The 15,102-nt window shown below is 73.2% G+C and carries 13 protein-coding genes; all 13 read right to left on the bottom strand.

Features of this window, described 5'->3' with window-relative positions:
* Positions 1–366: DNA-3-methyladenine glycosylase (locus ACTHMS_RS04695; protein ID WP_440305510.1), on the bottom strand; the 366-nt coding region annotated here is incomplete at its 3' end.
* A complete protein-coding gene (gene argH / locus ACTHMS_RS04690; protein WP_440305509.1) occupies positions 363–1,787 on the bottom strand; it encodes an argininosuccinate lyase in 1,425 nt (474 codons plus the stop codon). The genes ACTHMS_RS04695 and argH, both read right to left, overlap by 4 nt.
* Positions 1,780–3,213, bottom strand: a complete 1,434-nt coding sequence (gene argG, locus ACTHMS_RS04685; RefSeq protein WP_440305508.1) for an argininosuccinate synthase — start codon at positions 3,211–3,213, stop codon at positions 1,780–1,782. The genes argH and argG overlap by 8 nt, the downstream gene beginning before the upstream one ends.
* Positions 3,214–3,229: 16 nt before the next feature.
* Positions 3,230–3,769, bottom strand: a complete 540-nt coding sequence (locus ACTHMS_RS04680; RefSeq protein WP_440305507.1) for an arginine repressor — start codon at positions 3,767–3,769, stop codon at positions 3,230–3,232.
* Positions 3,769–4,692 (bottom strand): ornithine carbamoyltransferase, encoded by a 924-nt coding sequence (gene argF, locus ACTHMS_RS04675; RefSeq protein WP_440305506.1) that lies wholly within the window; start codon positions 4,690–4,692, stop codon positions 3,769–3,771. Before argF ends, ACTHMS_RS04680 begins: the two co-directional genes overlap by 1 nt.
* Positions 4,689–5,867 (bottom strand): acetylornithine transaminase, encoded by a 1,179-nt coding sequence (locus tag ACTHMS_RS04670; RefSeq protein ID WP_440305505.1) that lies wholly within the window; start codon positions 5,865–5,867, stop codon positions 4,689–4,691. Before ACTHMS_RS04670 ends, argF begins: the two co-directional genes overlap by 4 nt.
* A complete protein-coding gene (gene argB / locus ACTHMS_RS04665) occupies positions 5,864–6,754 on the bottom strand; it encodes an acetylglutamate kinase (protein WP_440305504.1) in 891 nt (296 codons plus the stop codon). The genes ACTHMS_RS04670 and argB overlap by 4 nt, the downstream gene beginning before the upstream one ends.
* Before the next feature lie 12 nt (positions 6,755–6,766).
* Positions 6,767–7,918 (bottom strand): bifunctional glutamate N-acetyltransferase/amino-acid acetyltransferase ArgJ, encoded by a 1,152-nt coding sequence (gene argJ / locus ACTHMS_RS04660; RefSeq protein WP_440305503.1) that lies wholly within the window; start codon positions 7,916–7,918, stop codon positions 6,767–6,769.
* A complete protein-coding gene (gene argC, locus ACTHMS_RS04655) occupies positions 7,915–8,928 on the bottom strand; it encodes an N-acetyl-gamma-glutamyl-phosphate reductase (RefSeq protein ID WP_440305502.1) in 1,014 nt (337 codons plus the stop codon). Before argC ends, argJ begins: the two co-directional genes overlap by 4 nt.
* Positions 8,929–8,956: 28 nt before the next feature.
* On the bottom strand, positions 8,957–9,964 hold the full coding sequence (locus ACTHMS_RS04650) for a hemolysin family protein (protein WP_440305501.1): 1,008 nt from the start codon (positions 9,962–9,964) through the stop codon (positions 8,957–8,959).
* Positions 9,961–11,271, bottom strand: coding sequence for a hemolysin family protein (locus tag ACTHMS_RS04645; protein WP_440305500.1), 1,311 nt, complete (start codon positions 11,269–11,271; stop codon positions 9,961–9,963). The genes ACTHMS_RS04650 and ACTHMS_RS04645 overlap by 4 nt, the downstream gene beginning before the upstream one ends.
* Positions 11,272–11,347: 76 nt before the next feature.
* On the bottom strand, positions 11,348–13,822 hold the full coding sequence (gene pheT / locus ACTHMS_RS04640) for a phenylalanine--tRNA ligase subunit beta (protein WP_440305499.1): 2,475 nt from the start codon (positions 13,820–13,822) through the stop codon (positions 11,348–11,350).
* A complete protein-coding gene (gene pheS, locus ACTHMS_RS04635; RefSeq protein ID WP_440305498.1) occupies positions 13,819–14,928 on the bottom strand; it encodes a phenylalanine--tRNA ligase subunit alpha in 1,110 nt (369 codons plus the stop codon). Before pheS ends, pheT begins: the two co-directional genes overlap by 4 nt.
* Positions 14,929–15,102: the final 174 nt, after the last annotated feature.

Raw genomic sequence — 15,102 nt, 5'->3', positions numbered from 1 at the left:
GTCGCGCTCGCTGCGCGCCGCGGCCCGCCGGTCGCGCGCGACGTCGACGCCCCGCACGACCTCGGCGGCGCGCAGCAGGACCGCCGACGCCCGGCCGGGCTCACCACAGACGACGTTCGCGCACCAGTGCATGCCGTAGGTGAAGTAGCAGTAGAGGTGGCCGGCCTCGCCGGACATCACCGCGTTGCGGGCGGTGCGTCCGCGGAAGGCGTGCGACGCCGGGTCGTCGGCCCCCTCGGAGGCCTCGACCTCGGTGAGCCGGACGGCGACCTCGACGCCGCCGACCTCGGACACGAGGACGGCGCCGAGCAGCCGGGGCGCGAGCGTCACCGCGGTCGCGGTGAGCCGCCCGCGCGCGACGGTCACCGGTCGGGGCCCGCCGCCCAGGCGACCTGCTGGTGCACCGCCTCGTCGAGCGCGCGGCGCTGCTCGGCGACGCGGTCGGGCGACGTGCCGCCGACGGCCGACCGGGCGCGCAGGGCGCCGTCGACGGACAGCACCGAGCGCACCGCCGGCGTCAGCCGCGGGTCGACCTCGGCCAGCTGCTCGTCGCTGAGATCGGGCAGGTCGACGCCGCGCTGCTCGCAGTACGAGACGAAGGCGCCGCTGATCTCGTGGGCCTCGCGGAAGGGCACGCCCTCGCGAACGAGCCACTCGGCGACGTCGGTGGCGAGCGCGAACCCTGCCGGCGCCGCTGCCGTGAGCCGCGCGGTGTCGAAGGTGAGCGTGCGGACGAGACCGGTGACCGCGGGCAGCAGCATGAGCAGCTGGTCGACGGTGTCGAAGACCGGCTCCTTGTCCTCCTGCAGGTCGCGGTCGTACGCGAGCGGCAGGCCCTTCAGCGTCGCCAGCAGGCCGGTGAGGTTGCCGATGAGCCGGCCGGACTTGCCACGCGCCAGCTCGGCGATGTCGGGGTTCTTCTTCTGCGGCATGATCGACGACCCGGTCGACCAGGCGTCGTCGAGCTTCGCCCAGCCGAACTCCGGCGTCGTCCAGAGGATGATCTCCTCGCCGATGCGCGACAGGTGCACGCCGAGCAGCGCGGTGGCGAAGAGGAACTCCGCGGCGAAGTCGCGGTCGGAGACGGCATCGATCGAGTTGGCGGCCGGGCGGTCGAAGCCGAGCTCGGCCGCGACGGCCTCGGGGTCGAGCGGCAGGGACGACCCAGCCAGCGCGCCCGAGCCGAGCGGGCTGACCGCGGCGCGACGGTCCCAGTCCTGCAGCCGGTCGACGTCGCGCGCGAGCGCGTGGGCGTGGGCGAGCAGGTGATGACCGAGTAGCACGGGTTGCGCGTGCTGCAGGTGGGTCATGCCGGGCATCGCGACCTCGGCGTGCTGCTCGGCCTGGCCGATCAGCGCCGACTCGAGCTCGGCGATCTCGACGACGATGCGGCGCACGTGGTCACGCAGATAGAGCCGCAGGTCGGTGGCGACCTGGTCGTTGCGGCTGCGTCCGGCGCGCAGCTTGCCGCCGAGGGTGCCGAGCCGCTCGAGCAGCGCCCGCTCGAGCGCGGTGTGCACGTCCTCGTCGGCGACCGTCGGCCGGAACTCGCCGCGCGCGACCTGCCCGGCGATCTCGTCGAGAGCGAGCAGCATGCGCGTCGCCTCGTCGTCGGTGAGGAGGCCGGCGCGGTGCAGCACGCGGGCGTGGGCCTTCGACGCCCGCAGGTCGTAGGCGGCCAGACGCCAGTCGAAGTGCACCGACACCGACAGCGCGGTGAGGGCGTCGGACGGGCCGCTGCGGAAGCGTCCGCCCCAGAGGGCGGTGGGGGTGGACGGCTCAGTCAACGCCGGACTCCAGGGCTGCGTGGTCGAGCGCGGCCTCGTCGGCGGCCGGCCCCTCGGGGTTGGCGATGATCTTGTCGGCGCCGCTCTCGGCGAGCGCCGCCGCCTCGAGCTCGCCGAACAGGTGCGAGCGGCCGAGCAGCGCGCCGGACGAACCCGCGTACTGCTCGAGCTTCGAGCGCGAGTCGGCGATGTCGAGGTTGCGCATGGTGAGCTGGCCGATGCGGTCGACCGGGCCGAAGGCGGCGTTCTCGGTGCGCTCCATCGACAGCTTCTCCGGGCTGTAGGACAGCGCGGGCCCGCGGGTGTCGAGCACCGTGTAGTCCTCGCCGCGGCGCAGGCGCAGGGCCACCGACCCGGTGACGAGCGAGGCGACCCAGCGCTGGATCGACTCGCGCAGCATGAGCGCCTGCGGGTCGAGCCACCGGCCCTCGTAGAGCAGGCGCCCCAGGCGACGACCCTCCTGGTGGTAGTTGGCGATGGTGTCCTCGTTGTGGATCGCGTTGAGCAGCCGCTCGTAGGCGATCCAGAGCAGCGCCATGCCCGGCGCCTCGTAGATGCCGCGCGACTTCGCCTCGATGATGCGGTTCTCGATCTGGTCGGACATGCCGAGCCCGTGACGTCCACCGATGGTGTTCGCCTCGTGCACCAGTGCGACCGGCTCGTCGAAGAATTGACCGTTGATCGCGACGGGGCGGCCGGCGTCGAACTCGACGGTGACGTCCTCGCTGTCGATGGACACCGAGGGGTCCCAGAACTTCACGCCCATGATCGGTTCGACGGTCTCGAGCGAGACGTCGAGGTGCTCGAGGGTCTTGGCCTCGTGCGTGGCGCCCCAGATGTTCGCGTCCGTCGAGTAGGCCTTCTCGGTGCTGTCGCGGTAGGGCAGGTCGTGCTCGACGAGCCACTGGCTCATCTCGGCGCGACCGCCGAGCTCGTGCACGAAGTCGGCGTCCAGCCACGGCTTGTAGATTCGCAGCCCGGGGTTGGCGAGCAGCCCGTAGCGGTAGAAGCGTTCGATGTCGTTGCCCTTGAACGTCGAGCCGTCACCCCAGATGTGCACGTCGTCGGACTGCATCGCCCGGACGAGCAGGGTGCCGGTGACGGCGCGGCCGAGCGGCGTGGTGTTGAAGTACACGCGGCCCGCGGAGCGGATGTGGAAGGCACCGCAGGCGAGGGCGGCGAGACCCTCCTCGACCAGTTCGCGGCGGCAGTCGACGGCGCGGGCGACCTCGGCGCCGTACTGCCGCGCACGGTCGGGCACGCCGCTGATGTCGGGTTCGTCGTACTGGCCGATGTCGGCGGTGTACGTGCACGGCACGGCGCCCTTGCTGCGCATCCACGCGACGGCGACGGACGTGTCGAGGCCGCCGGAGAAGGCGATGCCGACGCGTTCGCCGACGGGCAGGGATGTGAGGACCTTGCTCACGGGTGGGAGCTCCTGTTCATGACGAGGCCAGCGCGACGAGGCGCGCGGCCAGGGCGTCGCCGCCGGCCGGGTCACGGCTGATGACGAGGATGGTGTCGTCGCCCGCGACGGTGCCGAGCACCTCCGGCAGGCGCGCACGGTCGAGCGCGCTGGCGAGGAAGTTGGCGGCGCCGGACGGCGTGCGCAGGACGATGAGGTTGGCCGACGCCTCGGCCGAGACGAGCAGCTCGCCGAGCAGCCGGGCCAGCCGCTGCGGCGGGTCGTCGTCGGCGCGTCGCGCGGCGAGCAGCGCGTCGTCGTGCGGCACGACGTACACCGGCAGGCCGCCGTCGGGCGAGCGCAGCTTCACCGCGCCGAGCTCGTCGAGGTCGCGCGACAGCGTGGCCTGGGTGACCGACATGCCGCCGGCCTCGAGGGCGGCCGCGAGTTCGGCCTGCGAGCGCACCGGCTGCTGCGCGAGGATCGCCTTGATGCGGTCGTGCCGTGCGGCCCGGGTGGCGGTGATGTCGTGCACGCTCGCGCGCCTCGGCGCGGTGCGCTTGCGGACGGTGGCCATCAGGCACGCTCCAGCAGCCAGGCGAGCAACGCCTTCTGCGCGTGCAGCCGGTTCTCGGCCTCGTCCCAGACGATGCTGTGCGGGCCCTCGAGCACGTCGGTGGCGATCTCGCTGTCGCGGTAGGCCGGCAGGCAGTGCAGCACACTGACGTCCGGCTGCGCCTTCTGCAACAGCTGTTGCGTGACGGCGTACGGCAGGAACGGCTTCTCGCGCGCGGCCTTCTCGGACTCCTGCCCCATCGATACCCAGGTGTCGGTGGCGACGACGTCGGCGCCGTCGACGGCGGCCACCGGGTCGGTCGTCAGGGTGAGCGACCCGCGGGTGCGGGCGGCGAGGCGCCGCGCGTCGTCGACGACCGAGGCGTCCGGCTGGTAACCGTCGGGACCGGCGAGGCTGACGTGCAGCCCGGCCGACGCGCCGGCGAGCAGGTACGAGTGGGCCATGTTGTTGGCGGCGTCGCCGACGTAGGCGAAGTGCAGGCCGGCGAGGCGGCCCTTGTGCTCGCGGATCGTCTGAAGGTCGGCCAGCAGCTGGCACGGGTGGAACGAGTCGGTGAGGGCGTTGACGACCGGCACGCGGCTGATCGCCGCCATGGCCTCGATCCGGTCGTGGCCGTAGGTGCGCCAGACGATCGCCGCCACCTGCCGGTCGAGCACGCGGGTGACGTCGTCGATCGACTCGCGCACACCGACACCGGCCTTGGCGCCGTCGACCAGGATCGGCGCGCCACCGAGCTCGGACACGCCGACCGAGAAGGACAGCTGGGTGCGCAGCGTCGGCTTGTCGAACAGCAGCGCGACGGCGCGCGGGCCCTCGAGGGGCCGGTGGGCGAGGCGGTCGCGCTTCATGGTGTCGGCGAGGTCGAGCACCTCGAGCAGCTCGTCCGGGGCGAGGTCGTCGTCGCGCAGGAAGTGTCGCGTCATTGCTGCGCCACCTCGTCCAACGCCTGTTGCAGGCGCGGGATCGCTGCGTCGATCTCGGCCTCGGTGACGATGAGCGGGGGCGCGAGCCGCAGGGCGTCCGGCTTGACCGCGTTCACGAGCAGGCCCCGCGCGCGGGCCGCCTGCTCGACGCCCGCGGCGTGGTCACCGGTGAGCGCCACGGCCCGCCAGAGGCCGCTGCCGCGGCTGCCGGCGACGAGTGGGCCGGTGAGGCCGTCGAGGGCGCCGGCGAGGTGCTCGCCGACCCGCTTGACGTGGTCGAGCAGGTGGTCGCGCTCGATCGTCTCGAGCACCGCCAGCGCGGCCGCGCACGAGACCGGGTTGCCGCCGAAGGTGCTGCCGTGGTCGCCGGGGGCGAGGACGGTACCGGCCGCGCCGATGCCGAGGCAGGCGCCGATCGGGAGGCCGCCACCGAGCCCCTTGGCCAGCGTGATGATGTCGGGACGTACCCCCTCGGCCTGCGAGACGAACCAGTGGCCGGTGCGGCCGATGCCGCTCTGCACCTCGTCGACGACCATCAGCGCGCCAGCGGCGTCGCACACCTCGCGCACCTGGGCGAGGTAGCCGGCCGGCGGTGGCACGACACCGCCCTCGCCGAGGGTGGGTTCGGTGAAGACCGCGGCCGTCTGCGGGCCGACGGCGGCGCGCAGCGCGTCGACGTCGCCGTAGTCGACGAAGGTGACCGGGCCGGGTAGCGGCTCGAACGGCGTGCGTTTGGCGGCGTTGCCGGTGATCGACAGTGCGCCGAGCGTGCGCCCGTGGAAGCTGTGGTGCGTCGCGACGATCTCGCTGCGACCGGCCGCGTTGCCGTGCTTGCGCACGATCTTGATCGCGCACTCGTTGGCCTCGGCGCCGCTGTTCGCGAAGAAGACGCGGGCGGGCAGGCCGAGCTTGGCGACGAGCTGTTCGGCCAGCCCGACGCCCGGCTCGTGCATCACCAGGTTCGAGGTGTGCGCGAGGCGGCCGACCTGCTCGCAGACGGCGGCGACGATCGCCGGGTGGGCGTGCCCCAGCGACGACACGGCGATGCCGGCGATGAAGTCGAGGTACTCGGTGCCGTCGGTGTCCCAGACGCGGACCCCCTCGCCGTGGTCGAGGGTGATCGGCGGTGTGCCGTAGTTCGGCATCATCACCGCCTCCCAGCGGGGTGCGGTCATGTCGTCTCCTTCTCGCCGGGCAGCACCATCGTGCCGATGCCCTCACTGGTGAACACCTCGAGCAGCAGCGCGTGCGGCACGCGGCCGTCGAGAACGTGGGCGCGCGGCACGCCGCCCTGCACCGCCCGCAGGCAGGCCTCCATCTTCGGCACCATGCCGCTCGACAGCGTCGGCAGCAGCGCGGCGAGCTCGTCGGCGGTGATCTGGCTGATGATGTCGTCGCTCGCGGGCCAGTCGGCGTAGAGGCCCTCGACGTCGGTGAGCATCACCAGCTTCTCGGCGCCGAGGCCGACGGCGATCGCTGCCGCCGCGGTGTCGGCGTTGACGTTGTAGAACTGCTGGTCGTTGCCGCGGGCCACGGTGGCGATCACCGGGATCTTGCCGGCCTCGAGCAGTGCGTAGACGACCGCCGGGTCGACGTCGACGACGTCGCCGACGAGCCCGACGTCGACGGGCCGGCCGTCGACGATGGCGGGCCGGCGCTCGGCCGTGAGCAGGCCACCGTCCTCACCGGAGAGTCCGACGGCGAAGGGGCCGTGGTCGTTCAGCAGGTTGACGATGTCGCCGTTCACCTGGCCGGTGAGCACCATGCGCACGATCGTCATGGCCTCGGGCGTGGTGACCCGCAGGCCGCCGCGGAACTCGGACTTGAGCCCGCTCTTCGCGAACTGCTCGGTGATCTGCGGGCCGCCGCCGTGCACGACGACCGGCCGGATGCCGACGTTGCGCAGGAAGACGATGTCCTCGGCGAACGCGGCCTGCAGCTCCGGACTGGTCATCGCGTTGCCGCCGTACTTGACCACGACGATCTTGCCGTGGAAGTGCCGCAGCCACGGCAGCGCGTCGACGAGGACGGCCGCCTTCTCGAGGGCTTGCTCTCTGCTCAAGGACGTCCCGTTTCAGCTGGAGTAGGCGGAGTTCTCTTCGACGTAGTCGTGCGACAGGTCGTTCGTCCAGATGGTGGCCGCGGCATCGCCGGCGTGCAGGTCGACGCGGATGTGGATGTGCCGGCCGGTGAGGTCGACGCGGTCACGCGGCTCCCCCGCGCCGCCGCCCCGGCACACCTGGACCCCGTTCATCGCGACGTCGAGCTCGTGGGGCTCGAACGCGGCGGACGTGGTGCCGATGGCCGCCAGCACGCGTCCCCAATTGGGGTCGTTGCCGAACAGCGCGCACTTCAGCAGGTTGTTGCGTGCGATCGCGCGCCCCACCTCGACCGCGTCGTCCTCGTCGGCCGCACCGACGATCTCGATCTCGACCTCCTTGGACGCGCCTTCGGCATCGGCGACCAACTGCTGCGCGAGGTCGGCGCACACGGCGTGCACCGCCGCGGCGAAGGCGCCGGCGTCGGGCGTGACACCGCTCGCGCCGCTCGCCATGAGCAGCACGGTGTCGTTGGTCGACATGCAGCCGTCGGAGTCGACGCGGTCGAAGGTGCGGCGGGTGGCGTCGCGCAGCGCCGCGTCGCAGGTCTGCGCGTCGATCACGGCGTCGGTGGTGAGGACGCAGAGCATCGTGGCGAGGCCGGGCGCGAGCATGCCTGCACCCTTCGCCATGCCGCCGACCGTCCAGCCGTCGCCGTGCACGACGGCCTGTTTGGCGCGCGTGTCCGTGGTGCGTATGGCTTCGGCGGCGTCGGCACCGCCCGCCGGTGCCAGCGCCGCGGCTGCCGCGTCGACACCGCCCAGCAGCTTCGTCATCGGCAGCCGCTCACCGATGAGCCCGGTCGAGCAGACGACGACGTCGGCGGCGCTGACCCCGAGCACCGCCGCGACGTACTCGGCCGTACGGTGCGTGTCGGCGAACCCGTCGGGGCCGGTGCACGCGTTGGCTCCACCGCTGTTGAGGACGACGGCGCTGACCCGGCCGTCACGCAACACCTGATGTGACCAGACGACCGGTGCGGCCTTGACGCGGTTGCCGGTGAAGACGGCCGCGGCGGCGTCCAGCGGGCCGTCGTTGACGACGAGTGCGACGTCGGGCGCGCCGGTGCTCTTGAGGCCGGCGGCCACACCGGCGGCCCGGAACCCCTGTGCCGCGGTGACGCTCACGGCGCCACCCCGTCGGCGGAGAGCCCGGCGGTCTCGGCCAGGCCGAGCATGATGTTCGCGTTCTGCAGGGCCTGGCCGGCCGCGCCCTTGCCGAGGTTGTCGATCGCGCTCGTCACGACGATGCGCCCCGAGTCGGCGTCGACCACGGCCTGCAGCTGTGCCGAGTTCGAGCCGGCGGTGGCACCGGTGTGCGGCTGCTGGTCGACCGGCAGCACGTGCACGAACGGCTCGTCGGCGTACGCGGCGGCGAGCACCTCGTGCACGTCGGCCGTCGTCACCGCTCGGGACGGACGGAGTGCCACGCTCGAAAGGATCCCGCGGGGCATCGGTGCGAGCACGGGCACCATGGTGACGCTCGTGGCGCCCGACGCCTGCTTGATCTCGGGCGTGTGGCGGTGCACCCCGACCTTGTAGGCGCACAGGTCGCCCATCACCTCGCTGCCGAGCAGGTGGGTGAGCGCGCTGCGTCCGGCACCCGACGTCCCGCTGGCCGAGGTGACGACGACGTCGTCGGCCGCAGCGACGCCTGCCGCGACGAGCGGCGCGATCGCCAGGATCGCGGCGACCGCGTGACATCCGGTGTTGGCGACCCGGTCGGCAGCGGCGATGGCGGCGCGCTGCCCGCGCAGCTCCGGCAGGCCGTAGGTCCACGCGCCGTGGAACTCGCCGCCGTAGTACCGCGCGTGCGCGGCTGGGTCGGTGAGCCGGTAGTCGGAGCCGAGGTCGACGATCTTCGTGCCCGCGGGGAGTTCGGCGACGATCGCCGGCGCAGCGCCGTGCGGCAGCGCGAGGAAGACGAGGTCGGCACCGCCGAGCGTCGCGGCGGACGTCGGCAGCAGCTCGACGTCGGCGAGCGAGCGCAGGTTCGGGTGCACCTGCCCCAGCGTCTGGCCGGCGTTGCCGTGCGCGGTGACGGCGACGAGTTCCAGGTCGGGGTGCGCGGCGATCAGACGCAGCAGCTCGCCGCCGGCGTACCCGCTGCCCCCGGCGACCGCGACACGTGAACCCATGCGCAGGATTATGCACGATGTCGCAAATTCATGCGTCGGTGGGGCGTGCCCCCGCGACGGCCCGCAGCATGTCGTCGAGCGTGAGCACGCCGAGCAGCCCGTCGGCGTCGTGCACCTGGCTCACGGCGAGATCGCCCTGCGGTGCGCGGCGCAGCAGGGTGACGACGGCGTCGTCCGCGTGCACGAGCGGCAGGGGCCGCACCAGCGTCGGCACGACCCGGGCGTCAGGGTCGTCCTCGCCGAGGACGTCCTTCGCGTTCACGTAACCGAGCAGGCGGCCACCGTCGCGAACCGGGTAGCGCACGAAGCCGTGGGCTGCGGCCAGCCGCTCGACGTCGCGCACGGTCGCGTCCGGGCCGATGCAGACGGTGCGGTCGAGCGGGATGGCGAGATCACCCGCGGTGGTGCGTTCGAGCCGGGCTGCGGCCAGCAACCGGTCGCGCTCCTCCGCGTCCAGCAGCCCCTCGGCGTACGACTCGTCGAAGAGGGCGGCGAGTTCGTCGGCGGTGTACGAGCCGCCGAGCTCGTCCTTCGGCCGGACGCCGAACAGCCGCAGCACGCCGTTGGCCGTCCCGCTGATGACCACGAGCACCGGACGCGTGAGGCGCACCCAGGCGGTGATGGGCGGGGCGAGCACGAGCGCCGCGCGCACCGGCCCGGCCAGTGCGATGTTCTTCGGCACCATCTCGCCAAGCACCATGTGGCAGAACGAGACGAAGGCGAGCGCGAGCACGAAGGCGACGGCGGTGACGACGCCGGACCTGAGGTGCAGGTCGTGCGCGAGGGACTCGAGCAGATGGGCGAACGCCGGCTCGGCGACGGCACCGAGGCCGAGCGAGCAGACGGCGATGCCGAGCTGGGTGCCGGCGAGCATGCGCGAGAGCGCGCCGAGCTGCACGAGTGCGGATCGCGCGCCACGGACGCCCGCCTCGGCCAGCGGCTCGAGCTGGTCGCGCCGCGTGGTGATGAAGGCGAACTGCGCGCTGTTGAAGAAGGCGTTGCCGACCAGCAGCACGATCGCCAGCACGAGGGTCATGCCAGGTCGTCCCTGCGCCGGGCGAGGACGCGGTCGACGCGGCGGCCGTCCATCGTCTCGACGGTGAGCTCCCAGCCCTCGTAGTCGACGGTGTCACCGACCTCGGGCAGCCGACCGAGGCGGTCCATGATGAGACCGCCCGCGGTGTCGAACGGGCCGCGCGGGGTCGCCACGCGCAGCAGCTCGGCCAGCTCGTCGGTGTGCACCTGGCCCGAGAGGTCCCAGCCGCCGGGATCACCGTCGCGGCGGCGCACCTCGGGCGTCTCGGCCTCGTCGTACTCGTCGCGCACCTGGCCGACCAACTCCTCGAGGAGGTCCTCGAGGGTGACGACGCCGGCGGTGCCGCCGTACTCGTCGATCACCAGCGCCAGTTGCGAGCGGGCCGCCCCGAGCCGGCGCAGCAGGCCGTCGAGGTCGAGCTGCTCGGGCACGCGCTCGGGCTCGACCACCAGGTGCGCGACGCGCACCGACGAGCGCCGCGCGCGCGGGACACCCATCGCGACACCGATGTTGACGACGCCGACCACGTCGTCGAGATCGCCGCGGTGCACCGGGAAGCGTGAGTGCCCGGTGCGGCGCGCCACGTCGATCAGGTCGGCCACCGTCGCGTCGGCGAGCACCGAGACGACCTGCGTGCGCGGGGTCATCACCTCACCGGCCGTGCGGTCGCCGAAGAACAGCCCACGGCTCAACAGTTGTGCAGTCGCGCCGCCGAGGGTGCCCTCGCGGGCGGAGGACGCGATCATGCCGCGGAACTCGACCGGCGTGCGGGCGCCCTGCACCTCCGACTGCGGCTCGATGCCGAGGAACCGGACGATGCCGTTGGCGGCGCGGTCGAACAGCCGCACCACCGGTCCCGCGAGGCGGGTGAAGAGCCGGTGCGGGCCGATGACGACCCGGCCCACGCCGAGCGGTGCGGTGATCGCGAGGTTCTGCGGCACCAGCTCGCCGAACAGCATTTGGACGAGGGTGGCGACGACGAGGCCGACGATGCCGGCGACCGGCCGGGACGCCGACTCGGACAGCCCGACGGCGTGCAGCAGTGGCCGCAGCGCGTCGTCGAACACCGGCTCGGCGACGAAGCCGAGCAGGAGCGAGCAGACGGTGATGCCGAACTGCACCGACGACAGCTGGAAGGACAGCGTGCCGGTGGCCTTCCGGATCGCGGCGGCGCGCTTGTCGCCGGCGCGTGCCTGCCGCGCGACCGCGAGCCGGTCGACCGAGGTCAGCGCGAACTCCGCCGACACGAACAGGGCGTTGCCGAGGATGAGGACGACGAAGGCGAGCCAGCCGAGCAGGTCGCGCATGGTCAGACCGACCGTCCGGCGGGGCACATGCGCTGCACCCGCCCCGCCGCGGGTCGGACGTCACACGCCGGGCTGGTCATGTCCGCAGCCGGGCACCCGTCCGCTCGGCGGCCATCGCGACGGCGGCGTCACGGGCAGTCGTCGCCTCGTCGACCGTGAGCGTGCGGTCAGGGGCACGGAAGCGGAGCGAGATGGCGAGCGACCGTTCCCGTGCCTCACGCAGCGCGTCGTTGACGTAGACGTCGAACAACCTCACCTGCTCGAGCAGCGGCCCCGCGCCGTCACGCACGGCGGCCACGACTGTCTCGGCGGGCACGGCGTCGTCGACGACCAGCGCGACGTCGAGCAGCACGGGCGGGAAGGTCGACAGCGTCGGGGTCGGCGCCGGCGCGGGTGCCGCGAACGCGTCAAGGTCGAGCTCCATCGCGCAGGTGCACTCGGGTAGGCCCCACGCGGCGATCAGCCGCGGGTGCAATTCGCCGGCGTGACCGACGACCCGGTCACCGAGCACGAGCTCGGCGCAGCGGCCGGGGTGCCACGGGGCGTACTCGGCCTGGCGCACGGTGAGCTCGACACGTGCCGTGCGTGCAACGACCTGCGCCGCCTCGACCGCGTCGGCCCAGTCGGCCGCACGCCCCGCGCCCCACCATCCGGCCGGCTCGGCCAGGCCGCAGAGCGCGACGGCCACGTGGCGCGGCTGATGCGGCAGGGCGGCGTCCAGCGCCTCGAGCGTGGCGGGGTCGGGACGGGTGTCGATGCCGGGCACGGGCGCCGGGCCGTGCGCGCCGCGCGACAGGAACACGGCGCCCGTCTCGACCAGCGCGAGGTTGCGCGAGCCGCGGCCGACGTTGCGCAGCAGGGTCTCGAGCAGACCCGGCAGCAGCGACGTGCGGAGTTCGGGTGCGGCGTCCGAGAGCGGGTTCGCGAGCCGCACGGACGCGCGGCGCGGGTCGTCGGCCGGGAGGCCGAAGTCGTCGTGCACCGACGGCGCGACGAACGGGTAACTCAGGATCTCGGTGTAGCCGGCGCCGGCGAGCGCGCGCGAGACCGCGCGGCGCAGGGCCTGCTCGCCGGTCAGGCCGCGGCCCACCCGTGCCCGCGGCAGGATCGACGGGATGGTGTCGTAGCCCTCGAGGCGGATGACCTCCTCGTCCAGGTCGGCCGGGCCGAGCAGGTCGGGACGCCAGGAGGGCGGCACGACCTCGAGGACGTCGTCGGTGGCGTCGGTGCCATCGCTGACGGCGCAGCCGACCTCTTCGAGGCGCTTCACCACGGCGTCGCGGCCGATCGGGCGCCCGGCGGTCGTGCCCGGACGGTCGACGGGCAGAGCGATGCGCACGGGTGCGGGGCCGTCGCCGACGACGGTGTGGCCGCCGGCGTCCGTGGCGCCGCCGAACTCGACGAGCAGGTCGACGCACCGTTGCAGCGCGACGCCGGCGATCTGGGGGTCGACACCGCGCTCGACGCGGCGCGCCGCCTCGCTCGGTAGCCTGTGCCGGCGAGCGGTGCGCGCGATGGCGGCGGGCTCCCAGTGCGCCGCCTCGAGCACGACGTCGCGGGTGGCGGCGCCGATCTCGGTGGAGGCGCCGCCCATGACGCCGGCCAGCGCGATCGCGCCCGAGTCGTCGGTGACGACGAGGTCGTCCGGGTGCAGGGTGCGTGTGACGTCGTCCAGCGTCGTCAGCGTCTCGCCGGCCTGTGCCCGTCGGACGCCGATCGGGCCGCGCAGCTTCGCGCGGTCGAACGCGTGCAGCGGCTGCCCGGTCTCGAGCATCACGTAGTTGGTGACGTCGACGGCGAGGGAGATCGAGCGCATGCCACAGGCACGCAGGCGCGCGGCCATCCAGTCGGGCGTCGGCGCGGTCGGGTCGAGGCCGGTGACGGCACGGGCCGAGAACCGGTCGCACCCGGTCGGGTCGTCGACGGTCACCGGGTAGGCGCCGCCGTCGACCGGCGGCAAAGTCGCGGTGATGTCGTGGAACGGCGTGCCGAGCGCCGACGCCGTCTCGCGCGCCAGGCCACGAATCGAGAGCGTGTACCCCCGGTCGGTGGTCACGGCGATGTCGAGCACCGCGTCGTCGAGGCCGAGGGCGGCTCGGGCGTCGTCGCCGGGCGTGCCGGACGGCAGCACGAGGATGCCGTCGTGGTCGTCGCCGATGCCGAGCTCGCGCACCGAGCAGATCATGCCGTCGGACACGTGGCCGTAGGTCTTGCGCGCGCTGATCGCGAAGTCGCCGGGCAGCACCGCGCCGGGGAGCGCGACGACGACGATGTCGTCGATCGCGAAGTTCGACGCACCGCAGACGATGCCGCGCGGCTCGGGCTCGCCGACGTCGACCTGGCACCAGCGGATCGTCTTGCCGTTCTTCTGCGGCTCGGGCGTGAATGTCAGCACGCGTCCGAGGACGAGCGGGCCGGTGAGGCCCTCGCCCGCCGCCTCGACCTTCTCGACCTCGATGCCGACGCCGACGATCGCGTCGGCCACCTGGCGCGGGGTGACGCCCGCGGGCAGGTCGGCGTGCTCGGCCAGCCAGCTGATCGGGGCCCTCATGACTCCACTCCGAAGGCCTGGGTGAACCGGACGTCGCCCTCGACCATGTCGCGCATGTCGGCGGCGTTGTTGCGGAACATCAGCGTGCGCTCGATGCCCATGCCGAAGGCGAAGCCGCTGTAGCGGTCGGCGTCGACGCCCGCGGCGGCGAGCACGCGGGGGTTGACCATGCCGCAGCCGCCCCACTCGATCCAGCCCTCGCTCTTGCACGTGCGGCACGGCCGGTCGGGGTTCCCGACCGACTCGCCACGGCAGACGAAGCAGAGCAGGTCCATCTCGGCGCTCGGCTCGGTGAACGGGAAGAAGTGCGGGCGCAACCGCGTGCGGATGCCGGGCCCGAACATCTCGGACGCCATGTGGTCGAGCGTGCCGCGCAGGTGGGCCATGGTGATGCCCTCGTCGATCACGAGCCCCTCGAGCTGGTGGAAGACGGGCGTGTGGGTCGCGTCCAGCTCGTCGGTGCGGAACACCTTGCCGGGGCAGACGATGTAGATCGGCGGCTCGCGGCGCAGCATCTCGCGCACCTGCACCGGGGAGGTCTGCGTGCGCAGCACCACGTTGTCGGCCGGGTCGCCGACGTAGAAGGTGTCCGTGAGCTCGCGGCTCGGGTGGACGTCCGGGGTGTTCAGCGCGTCGAAGTTGAACCACGACGCCTCGGCCTCGGGGCCTTCGGCGATCTCGTAGCCCATCGCGATGAAGATGTCGCTCAACCGCTCCATGATCGTGGTGAGCGGGTGCCGGGCGCCGACGCGGTGCCGGTCGGTCGGGAGGGTGACGTCGACGGCCTCGTCGACCAGCACGCGGGCGTCGCGCTCGGCCTCGAGTTCGGCCTGCCGGGTGGCGATGGCGTCCTTGACCTGTTTGCGGGCGGGCCCGAGACGCTGACCGGCGGCCTTGCGGGCGGCCGGCGGCAGGGCGCCGATCTCGCGGTTGGCGAGCGCGAGCGGCGAGCGGTCGCCGCCGTGGGCCAGGGCCACGGTCTTCAGCGCGTCGAGGTCGCCCGCGGCGGCGATGGCGGCGAGCGCCTCGGCCACGTTGGCGTCGATGGCCTCGGGCGCCAGGGTGCTGACCTCGACCGGGTCGAAGTGCTGACTGGTGCTGGGCATGCGGAGCTGTCCTTCACGGGATGAGGGGTGGGACGGGACCGCCCGGCGGACGCACCGTGTCGATCAGTGCGTGCGGGCGGCGGGAGCGGCCGTGAGCCGCGCGCGAAACATCCGTGCCACGACCTGCAGCCTATCGGGTGCCGCCATGTCGTCGCCCGATCGCTGCGCAACCTC

It is taken from the genome of Jatrophihabitans sp. (assembly GCF_051960575.1).
In the GTDB taxonomy this organism is placed as follows: Bacteria; Actinomycetota; Actinomycetes; order Mycobacteriales; family Jatrophihabitantaceae; genus JBQCEE01.
This window is presented reverse-complemented; position numbering and strand designations above follow the sequence as displayed.

What these genes read in the sequence shown, in the direction of transcription:
- ACTHMS_RS04680 (WP_440305507.1), bottom strand. Translation starts at nt 3,769, where the DNA reads ATGGCCACCGTCCGCAAGCGCACCGCGCCGAGGCGCGCGAGCGTGCAC.
- argF (WP_440305506.1), bottom strand. Translation starts at nt 4,692, where the DNA reads ATGACGCGACACTTCCTGCGCGACGACGACCTCGCCCCGGACGAGCTG.
- ACTHMS_RS04670 (WP_440305505.1), bottom strand. Translation starts at nt 5,867, where the DNA reads ATGACCGCACCCCGCTGGGAGGCGGTGATGATGCCGAACTACGGCACA.
- argC (WP_440305502.1), bottom strand. Translation starts at nt 8,928, where the DNA reads ATGGGTTCACGTGTCGCGGTCGCCGGGGGCAGCGGGTACGCCGGCGGC.
- ACTHMS_RS04650 (WP_440305501.1), bottom strand. Translation starts at nt 9,964, where the DNA reads ATGACCCTCGTGCTGGCGATCGTGCTGCTGGTCGGCAACGCCTTCTTC.
- ACTHMS_RS04645 (WP_440305500.1), bottom strand. Translation starts at nt 11,271, where the DNA reads ATGCGCGACCTGCTCGGCTGGCTCGCCTTCGTCGTCCTCATCCTCGGC.
- pheT (WP_440305499.1), bottom strand. Translation starts at nt 13,822, where the DNA reads ATGAGGGCCCCGATCAGCTGGCTGGCCGAGCACGCCGACCTGCCCGCG.
- pheS (WP_440305498.1), bottom strand. Translation starts at nt 14,928, where the DNA reads ATGCCCAGCACCAGTCAGCACTTCGACCCGGTCGAGGTCAGCACCCTG.